Source organism: Umezawaea sp. (assembly GCF_057122925.1).
Window position 1 is genome coordinate 1 of sequence record NZ_DBNGPQ010000130.1, and the last position, 8710, is coordinate 8710.

Genomic DNA, 8710 nt, shown 5'->3' on the forward strand with positions numbered 1-8710 from the left:
TGGCGTTGTGCGTCGTGGTCGCGGTGAACAGCGACGCGGAGGGCATGCTGGTCACCTCGGCCGTGAGGCGGTTGACCAGTGCCGCGATCATCCTCGTGGTGCGCAGATCGGTGGTGACCTCCGTGGCAACTCTGCTCGGCGCCACCCGCGTGGTCGTGTCCGGTGGAGTGGGTGACGGAACGACGAGGCAGTCGGTCTTCTGGCCCGGTCTGTTGAGGCCGTTCATCGACGCCGCCGCGCTAGCCGGCGACCTGGTGCTGGCACTTCGCCCCGTCCACCTCACCGAGATCGGCCGCGATCCGCTCCAGTTCTGCCCACGTGTGCTGGCCGTGCTGCGCAATGGAACACGTCTCTGGTGCGAGGAACCCGAGGCCGCGCACCTGCTGCCTGACGACCACCTCCTGGAGGTGCGCGGCAGCGCGCCCGGCGGTTGAGCGGTCAGAACCAGGCCGTATCGCCCGGCGGGACGTCGGCGGGTGGCTCGCCCCCGGCCTCGGCGCACGCGATCAGAGCCTCGACCAGCCCGCACCGCGTGGATTCCGGCATCCGGGCGACGATGTCCGCGATCTCCGCCCGCCGCCGTTCGGTGATACCGCGCACGACCTGCCTGCCGACCGGCGTCAACCCGATGACGACCTCGCGCCGTGTCGTCGGGTTCGGCTGCCGGTCGACCATGTCCACCGCGACGAGCCGGGCCACCATCCGCGTGGCCGCCGACGGGTTCACCGCCAGCAGTTCCGCCAGTCCGATCAACTTCATCGGACCCCGGCTGTCCAGCACCACCAGCGGCCGGACCCCGGCCAGGGTGATCGTGTCCTCAACCGCTGCGCGGATTCCCCTCAGGTCGGACAGGGCCGCCCCGTTCGTGCTCGGGTACAACAAGGGGGAGGACGCCGCGATCGCTGTGGGATTCACCGTGATGATCACGGCCGGATCCAGCGCGGCAGCGACCTACCAGTACAGGCGAAGCGCCCGTCACAGGCCGGAGCGGACTTCGTGAGGCGCTGACGAAATGGCCGTGGCTGCTGTCGACGGCGGCCACGGCAAACGAGCGGTTCCGCATCGAGACGACCGACGTCCGAGGTGACGATCGGTGTCGACCAGGTTCTTCGCGAAGTGCTCGGCTGCTGCGCGGACCACGGTGCCGATCAGCGTCATCGACGAGCACAGCGGCAAGGGGCGAGGTCGGCGGACACAGCGTCACCACACAGGGAGGCCACCTCGGCCGACATCGTCGGAGCCGAGGTGATCACCTGGCCGGGATGGGTGGAGTCGTTGTCCCGCTTCGCTTTCGACGCCGCGAGACCTCCTCCGCGCACCGCCAGCGGCCAGCTGCGTCCTACGAGGACGTGATTGGCCCCGTCATGGTCGCCAGGGCGAGCGAACACGGATCGACCAGCCCCGGAGACGAGCACAGTTGCCTTGTTGCGGTCAGCGCCAACCAGACAAGGATGCCGGGGTGACCATCCGACACGTCGTCATGTCCGTGTCGGGCCGTGTGGCGGGACTGCCCGGCTGTGATCGGTACGCGGGGTGGTGTCTGATCCCTACTTCACGGAGGAACGCGTTCCCCGCCGCTCAGTCCTGTGGGTATACGCCGAAGTGGAAGTGTCCGGCTTCGTCGGCGCGCACGTTCAGGACCTTGTCGGCCAGAAGTCGGGCAGCGACGGGGTCGAGGAACACCGCGGCACCCGGCTCGGAGGTGACCACGAGTTCACCGTCGCCTGGTTGTGGTGCGATCGACAGGTCGTACCTTCCATCGCCGCTTCGCGCGGCGATGCGCAACCCCCCGCGCTCCGACACGTCCATGGCATTGGTCAGCGTGGTGATGGCAGCTTTCGCGGTGTCATCGATGGCGAGCACCGGCTCTCCTCCCCGTTTCGGATCCTGCGGTTCGCGGCAGGATGCCCCGACAGTCCACACTGGATGGACCGACGTGGATCACTTCGCGTTCGAGGCTATCCGCCCGACGGGCCGAAGGAAGCTCGGGTCCGCGTACCGCAAGGAAACCGTCAGGTGCCCGAGTCGCGAGTCGGCTGCGGTCGGCGGATGCTCGGATGGCCGCGAGAAGCGCATCGGCACACGGCCAACCGCACGTGGCGGAGGGAGGGCTACCTGGTGGCCAGCACCGCACCGGCCACCGGCGAGAAGGGGTTCTTCGGGCACCCCCGCACCTTGGCCAACCTCTTCGGCGTCGAGATGTGGGAACGGTTCTCGTTCTACGGGATGCAGGGCATTCTCACCATCTACCTGTACCACTCCGCGGCCGAAGGCGGGTTGGGGTTGGCGGAATCCACCGCGACCAGCATCGTCGGCGCCTACGGTGGACTGGTCTACCTGTCGACGATCGTCGGCGCGCGGGTGGCGGACCGGCTCTTGGGATCCGAGAGGGTGCTGTTCGGCAGCGCTGTCCTCATCATGTTCGGCCACATCGCCTTGGCGCTGCTACCGGGTTTCCTCGGCGTCGCGATCGTGGGCGGTGCGGCCGTCGCCTTCGGCGTCCTGCTCTTCCTGGCCGCGCCGCGCATCCGCCAGCTCCTGCACGGTGTCCGCTGATTCCGTCAGGGCGAGCTTCCTTGCGATTGGCTGACGACGGCCGGCAGGCGTTCGTGCGCGTCTGCCCCGGGGTAGCCGACCGGTGTGAACACCTTCCGCGTTGTCGCCGTGTCGAGTGCCCTGGTGCTCTCCCTCGCCTCCTGCGGGGAACCTCAGCAGCATCTGGAGAGCGGCACGATGGGCTCCAACGGGCAGGTGGGCCAAGTGCTGCTGAGGAACGTGGTGGTCCAGGCGCCACCCGGCCACTCCTGGCACCCTGGTGACGACGCGGACGTCCGCTTGACCCTGCTCACCGACGCGGACACGTCCGACGCCCTGATCGGGGTGCGCAGCGACAGTGCCGAACACGTCGAGCTGCGAGCCGACCAGGACTGCGACGGCACGAGTCCGCCGGTGGACGCGATCCCCGTACCCCCGAACGAAACAGCCGGTGGCTCCGGCGACATCGGATCCGACTACCACCTTCGGATCATCGGTTTCACCCGCGAGGTGCTCGCGGGCACGACCGTCGCGTTGACGTTCGACTTCGAGAAGGCGGAGGACACCACCATCGAGGCCATGGTCGAGGCGAATGGTGATGGTGATGTGCTCCCGCCTGCTTGTGGAACCCCTGCGACATCGACACCCACCACGTCGCCGAGCGACGGCCAATCCGTTCTGCGGGGCCGGGTGGAAGCCGGGGTGGAACCCGGATGTCTGGTGTTGACGACCGATTCCGGGCAATTCCTCCTCCTCGACGGTGATGCGCAGGTGCTGCGGCCGGGAACGGAGGTCGTCGTGCAGGGCGAGGCACGTCCCGGCCAGGCGACCACCTGCCAACAGGGAACACCGTTCACCGTGCGCGAGGTCCGACTCGCACCGGCCAGCCGCTGACCCGGCCCAACGCCCACGCCGCCCGGTGGGTGCTCGACGAGGAATGCGGGTCGTCGTCCGGGGTTCGAATCCGATCTGTTCAGGGGGTGCGGTCGGAATGCCCGCTCTGGACGTTCCGCACTGCTGGGAACGGATGCACGCGGGTGCGCGACCTGGGCCGGGTCGGCTTGGTGCCGTGTGCGATGTCCGCGGTGGACACCGCGTTGTAGGACCTCATCGCGGGGCTGTGCGGGTTGCCGCTGGCGCGCCTGGGAGCGGTGCGGACCACCGTCGCGGTCTACGGCAGCGGAGGGTCCACCACACAGTTCCGATCTGTGGAGACCTCGCGTTTGCCTGACGGCGGTTCGCGACGCGCTACAGGGCTCGCGGGCCGGTAGCCGATGGGCATGAACGGATTTGGCACCCTCGGAGTCGCCGGTGCGGTGAACGCCGCGATGGTGGCATCGTGCAACGTCGCGCCGCGGCAGTTGGGCACTGACGCGGAGATCGGTGGTGCTCTGCTGCGCGACGTGTTCGCCGAGGCACCTGGCGACGGTTCCTGCCAGCGCGGTGACGACCCCGTGGTGCGTTTCGCGATGTTTCGCGAAACCGATGCCGCCGACGTGCTGCTGGGCGTGCGCACGAGCACTGCGGACGATGTGGAGCTTCGTTCGGACGAGGACTACGGCGGAACCGTGCAGCGCATCCCGGTTCCGCTCGACACGGCCGGCAGCGCGGATCCGACCTGCCACCTGCGCATCGTGGACTTCTCCGAGGAAGTTCTGGCCGGCACGACGATCTCGCTGACGTTCAGCTTGGAAGACGCGGGTGAGACCGCGGTGGAGACGGTGGTCAAAGCCGCGGGGAACGGTGACGCGCCACCCGCCCGCTGCTCCAGGAACAGTTGGAGCTGAGACCTCCAGCAGCCAAGGGGTTCCTGCGCCGGTCAGCGGAGATCCGGCTGAGGACGTGAGGGAACGATAACGATGACAGGAGTGGGAGTCGTGATTCGACGTACCGAGAAGTTGCTCGCGGTGAGCGCGGCGCTCACGCTGGCCGCAGCCACGACCGGCTGCGGGGCCGACGACGACAGTCCGATCGCCGACGGAGGTGCGATGACCACGACCGCGGCACCAACGATCACGACGCCGGCCGAGAGCCAGTACTTCGCCGACGGCGACCACGTAGGAGATCAGGTCGACATCACAGCCCCGGTGGATGCCGATCTGACCGACGACGACTACGCCGATGACTACGGGCCGGTCGAGTCCGCGCTGCTCGATGCCTACGCGGATGAGGACTTCCTCGCCGTCGAGAGCGTGGTCGCGGGGTCGTCCCCGCCGAGCGGTTGACCGGCCGCGGTCCGACCGGTGATCGGAGGTCCTGCGGTGATCAGTCGGTGCACGACGTCGCGGAGCTGGGCGGTGGTCACCGCGACGAGATCGACGACGGGTGGCAACCGGATCGCGTCGAGCACCGCGGTCCAGGAGGTCCGGCCGGTTTCCAGGGCCGCCACGACGGAATACGGCCAGCCGGGGATCATGTGGGGCTCGCCCTTGCCGCGTCCGTAGGTGTGGCAGAACGACCGCCGTGGGGAGGTGTTGGCGTCGAGCCGCAGCCAGGGCGACACATCCACCGCCACCACGATCCGTCCATCCGCTGCTTTGGCAACCGTTGTGCGACAAGGATATTTGGTGGTCGTCATAGTCGATCCGGCCGTTGTTGACCGCGTCGTAGAGGCCACCGTGGCCTCGCCGGTGCTCCGGCGCCGGCGACAACCCGACCAATGCTCGGACCGGGCCGTCAGCGCAGAGCACCGCGTCGGTCAGCTCGAACAACCCGTCCGCCCGCGTGGTCAGACAGCGGTGGAAGTCCTGACGGAACCGACCCAGCTCCCCGAGTGCCTGTTCCCGGTCGACATCGTGCACGCTGATCACGGAGCCCTTGGATCGATCGTCCTTCTGCCGCGATAAGGTGATCAACCAAGGGCTGCGCTCATGACCACACAGGGGTGCGTCTCACCGCCTGGGTCCTTGAACAACAAGCTGAGGGCTTGTCGCGTCCGATCCACGTGCTGAACGCGTGATCGGTTCGTCGGAGATGAGTGCTCTGCGCCGCACGGCGGAGACGGAGATCTCCACGTGGTTCAACCGCGAAGCGTGCACGGGAACGTGGACCATGTGGGCGTCGGGGTCAGGCAGTGATCCATTGCACGGTGGCCGCGATGTGGTCCGCCGCTGGCAGCGCGCCGACCTGCGCGGGATCGCCGTCGAACTGGATACCGCCATCACGTCAGGTCACGAGCAGAAGCACTTCGGCCAGACCTCAGCCACCGGTGCGCTGGTAGTTCCATCCTGGCCGGCGGCCTCCGAAACAGTGGTGGATGCCGTGTCCGAAAGCCATGTGGGGGACTGGGTTTCGGTGACGTGCACGTTTCCGGTCGCTACGGCCGCCTGCTCATCGAACTCGGCGAAGCCCTCTAGCGCTCCTCGACCAAGCGGGCCAGTGCCGTGCCGGTGATCAAGGCCATCGTCGCAGCCATCAGCAGTCCGCCGAGGACACCGATGAGCACGCGGAGCGCGAGTCCCGGCTGCCACAGCGGGATCGTGACAACCAGGAACACCAGCAACGCCATGCCCCACGCGACGCCGGTCGCCCAGACCCACCGGTGTGCGTTCTGCACGTGGTAGCGCAGCACCAGCCACTGCGCGGTGCCGATGGACAGCAGCACCGCCATCCCCAACACCGCGGCGACGGGCAGGAGCACGACAGCGGGCAACGAAGCCAGTCGTTCGCCGTTGGCCGTCGCCATCATCGCGACCGTCCACGCGAAACCCGCGGCCGCGGCCGTGGTGGCGATCCACTGGAGACCGGGCAACCCCGGCAGGACACGGGGCAGCACCCGCGCCTGCGCCCAGCCGAGCACCGCGCCCTCGACGACACCCGCGAGCACCAGCACCGCGGGCCAAGGGGCCACCGCTCCCGCGACCGCGGGCAGGACGAACCCGACGAACTCTCCGGCGGTCACCCATCGGAACCAGCTGAGGCGGTCGAGCGGCTGGTTGGCGGTTGTCATGGTCCCAGGGTGGGCGACCTGGGAACCGGAGTGCAGGGACCAAGGTCCTTTCCTCTCGACTGCGAAGGACCCGCGGGGTGCGCTGGTTGATCCCGGCTCATCAGCAACGTCCGTCTCTACTGTGATCCATGTCACTTGGAGAGAGTGGGATGTCGCTCGAAGCACGCAATCCGGGGAAGGGGTTGGTCGCGATGATCACCAGCAGGTACACGCCGAGGCACCGAGCCATGTTGAAGGCCATCGCGGACGGCCGCGGTCAACTGCTCTGCGGGCGCCGTCCCAACCTCAGCGTCGACGGCCTCTGGTGCGACTTCACGGCCACCGGCGACCTCGTGGACAACGACCTCGTGCGCCCGGCCTGGCAGGCGCCGCCGGGTGTCGCCGCTCCCGCGGTGCTGACCGGGTCCGGCACCCTCGTGCTCCAGGCCATGTCCGCGCCGTGACGGCGCCGCGCTCGCGGGTGGTGGGCTCAGCGCGTGCGGGCGCGCAGCCGGACACCCAGTCCGCTGGCCGCCAACGGGGCCGCGCCCGCGGCGAGGAGCAGACCGCCGCCGCTCACCGCGCCGTCGGTCCAGTCCCACACCGCCTCGGGCACCACCGAGGTCGTTGCCACCACTCCGGCGACCAGCAGGACGGTGGTTCGGGACCGCGGGTACGCGGCGAAGGACACGGGTGCGACGGCGGCGCTGAGTGCGTACGCCCAGGCCACCGTGTCCGAGCCGCCGAGCAGTTGCTGCGCGCCGAACAGCGCGATCGCCACTCCGATGCCGAAACCGAGCGGAACGGGCCGCAGGACACCAAGCAGCGCGACGGCGAACCACACCGCGCCCAGGACGGACAGGGCGACACCGGTGGCAGGCGCGGTGTCGGTGAACAGGTCACCGGTCCACCGCCACCGCGCAGGCGCCCGCCACCGCCCGCCACGAGCACGACGGTGGCGGTGCCCGCCAGCGCGACGCGACCGACGCGGGACAGGTCCTCCCGGGACGTGCCGAGCATCGGCGCGGCACCGCCCAGCGGCAGACCGCCACCGACGTAGCCGAGCAGTTCCACGAGAACCTGCGCGGTGCCGCCCTTGACCTTGCCGCTGTCGTCGAGCGCTGCCCGCACGGCCTCCTCCCGCTCGGCGGACAGGATCCCGGCCCGCATCAGGTCCCGCAGGGCCGCGAGCTGGTCGGTGCTCAGCGCCATGTCGTCGCCTTCCCGTGGCGGTGCGGTGCACGAGCGTGCACCGGCGAGGACCGGAGCGGCAGGCCCGCTCCGGTCCTGTCCGCTGTTCACGCCTTCGGTTCGTGCGCGACCTCGACCCCGCCGAGGATCGCCGTGGCGTTCACGGTGAGCTGCGGCGCGTCCGGCGGCAGGTCCTCGGCGCCGGAGGTCTTGTCGTCGAATCCGCCCATGAACGGCAAGCCGCCCAGCGACACGCGCCACCCCTTGGGCACCAGCACCTGGACGCCGCCGAACAGCGCGAAGGCGTCGACGGTGGCCCTGGTGTCGATGTGGGCCTCACGCAGGTCGAGCGTCGCGCCGCCGAAGATGGCCGAGACGGTGGTGCGCTCGAAGTGCTTGGACCGCTCGCGCGTCGTCGTGCCGCTGAACATCACCACGGGCGTCGGGACGCTGTCGTGGTCGGTCGTGCGGTGCCTGCGCAGTCCTGCCAGCACGGCGAGTCCGACGAGCACCAGGATCGTGGGCCACACGACGTTGCCCGATGCCCAGCCCAACGTTTGCGCGAGCAGCACGACGCCCAGCACGGTGAGGACGACCGGGCCCGCCGACACGCTCCGCTGGGCGATCATCGCCGTCATGCCGAGGCCGATGACGGCGACCGGCCACCACCGGCCCAGGACGTCACCGGGGTCCAGGACGTCGGTGGCGTCGAGGATGCCGAAGACGCCGAGGGCCAGCAGCGCCAGTCCCACCCAGGTCCGGACGGGTTTCACTTCTCACCTCCTTCGACGGGGGGCGTCTCGTGGTGCTCGACCTGGATGGTCCACTCGTTGGCGAGAGCCCCGATGGCCCCGACGGCGACGGCCACGGGGGCGGCGATCGCGGCGACCACGCCCGCGGTCACCGGGATCTCCATCACGGTGTCGCCCTTGTCGTTCTTGATGACGACGCGGCGGACGTTGCCCTCGTGGATGAGCTGCTTGACCTTCTCCACCAGCGCCTGGCCCCGAACCCGCGTGTCTCCGGTTTCCTGTCGCACGGTCATGTCGTTCTCCT

Annotated in this window: 12 protein-coding genes and 1 pseudogene; 6 read left to right on the top strand and 7 right to left on the bottom strand. The window is 69.3% G+C overall.

The features are described 5' to 3' along the window. Positions 1 to 434, top strand: a 434-nt coding sequence (locus AC156L_RS29735; protein WP_484407468.1) for a hypothetical protein, incomplete at its 5' end; no start/stop codon positions are given. Between the two features lie 4 nt (positions 435 to 438). On the opposite strand, the gene AC156L_RS29740 is transcribed toward AC156L_RS29735, so the two are convergent. Both AC156L_RS29740 and AC156L_RS29745 read right to left on the bottom strand, forming a co-directional pair. After that, on the bottom strand, positions 439 to 915 hold the full coding sequence (locus tag AC156L_RS29740; RefSeq protein WP_484407470.1) for a MarR family winged helix-turn-helix transcriptional regulator: 477 nt from the start codon (positions 913 to 915) through the stop codon (positions 439 to 441). Between the two features lie 663 nt (positions 916 to 1578). Further along, positions 1579 to 1863 carry an iron-sulfur cluster biosynthesis protein gene (locus AC156L_RS29745; protein WP_330877393.1) on the bottom strand — a complete coding sequence of 95 codons (285 nt, stop codon included), beginning with the start codon at positions 1861 to 1863 and terminating at the stop codon, positions 1579 to 1581. Positions 1864 to 2118: 255 nt separating this feature from the next. Here AC156L_RS29745 and AC156L_RS29750 point away from each other — a divergent pair. The 4 genes and pseudogenes from AC156L_RS29750 to AC156L_RS29765 all read left to right on the top strand — a co-directional run. Next, positions 2119 to 2499, top strand: a pseudogene (locus AC156L_RS29750) (MFS transporter); the annotation flags it as partial. Positions 2500 to 2640: 141 nt separating this feature from the next. Further along, complete coding sequence (locus tag AC156L_RS29755) at positions 2641 to 3429, top strand: copper chaperone PCu(A)C (protein ID WP_484407471.1); 789 nt, start codon at positions 2641 to 2643, stop codon at positions 3427 to 3429. A gap of 422 nt (positions 3430 to 3851) precedes the next feature. After that, positions 3852 to 4322 carry a copper chaperone PCu(A)C domain-containing protein gene (locus tag AC156L_RS29760; RefSeq protein WP_330877395.1) on the top strand — a complete coding sequence of 157 codons (471 nt, stop codon included), beginning with the start codon at positions 3852 to 3854 and terminating at the stop codon, positions 4320 to 4322. 72 nt (positions 4323 to 4394) lie between these two features. Next, entirely contained in the window at positions 4395 to 4760 is a 366-nt protein-coding gene (locus AC156L_RS29765; RefSeq protein WP_484407472.1) for a hypothetical protein, read from the top strand. On the opposite strand, the gene AC156L_RS29770 is transcribed toward AC156L_RS29765, so the two are convergent. Together AC156L_RS29770 and AC156L_RS29775 are read right to left on the bottom strand one after the other, a co-directional pair. Next, complete coding sequence (locus AC156L_RS29770; protein ID WP_330877397.1) at positions 4694 to 5113, bottom strand: transposase; 420 nt, start codon at positions 5111 to 5113, stop codon at positions 4694 to 4696. The genes AC156L_RS29765 and AC156L_RS29770 overlap by 67 nt on opposite strands. Positions 5114 to 5887: 774 nt before the next feature. Beyond that, the gene (locus AC156L_RS29775) at positions 5888 to 6484 is read right to left on the bottom strand and encodes a hypothetical protein (RefSeq protein WP_330877398.1); all 597 of its coding nucleotides are present in this window, start codon (positions 6482 to 6484) and stop codon (positions 5888 to 5890) included. Positions 6485 to 6633: 149 nt separating this feature from the next. Between AC156L_RS29775 and AC156L_RS29780 the strand changes: the two genes are divergently transcribed. Further along, complete coding sequence (locus AC156L_RS29780) at positions 6634 to 6927, top strand: hypothetical protein (RefSeq protein WP_330877399.1); 294 nt, start codon at positions 6634 to 6636, stop codon at positions 6925 to 6927. 26 nt (positions 6928 to 6953) lie between these two features. On the opposite strand, the gene AC156L_RS29785 is transcribed toward AC156L_RS29780, so the two are convergent. From AC156L_RS29785 to AC156L_RS29795, 3 genes are all read right to left on the bottom strand, one after another. Beyond that, entirely contained in the window at positions 6954 to 7307 is a 354-nt protein-coding gene (locus tag AC156L_RS29785; protein WP_330877400.1) for a hypothetical protein, read from the bottom strand. Between the two features lie 454 nt (positions 7308 to 7761). Further along, complete coding sequence (locus AC156L_RS29790; RefSeq protein ID WP_330877401.1) at positions 7762 to 8427, bottom strand: LiaF transmembrane domain-containing protein; 666 nt, start codon at positions 8425 to 8427, stop codon at positions 7762 to 7764. Next, the gene (locus AC156L_RS29795) at positions 8424 to 8699 is read right to left on the bottom strand and encodes a DUF4342 domain-containing protein (RefSeq protein ID WP_330877402.1); all 276 of its coding nucleotides are present in this window, start codon (positions 8697 to 8699) and stop codon (positions 8424 to 8426) included. The genes AC156L_RS29790 and AC156L_RS29795 overlap by 4 nt, the downstream gene beginning before the upstream one ends. Between the last annotated feature and the right edge of the window lie 11 nt (positions 8700 to 8710).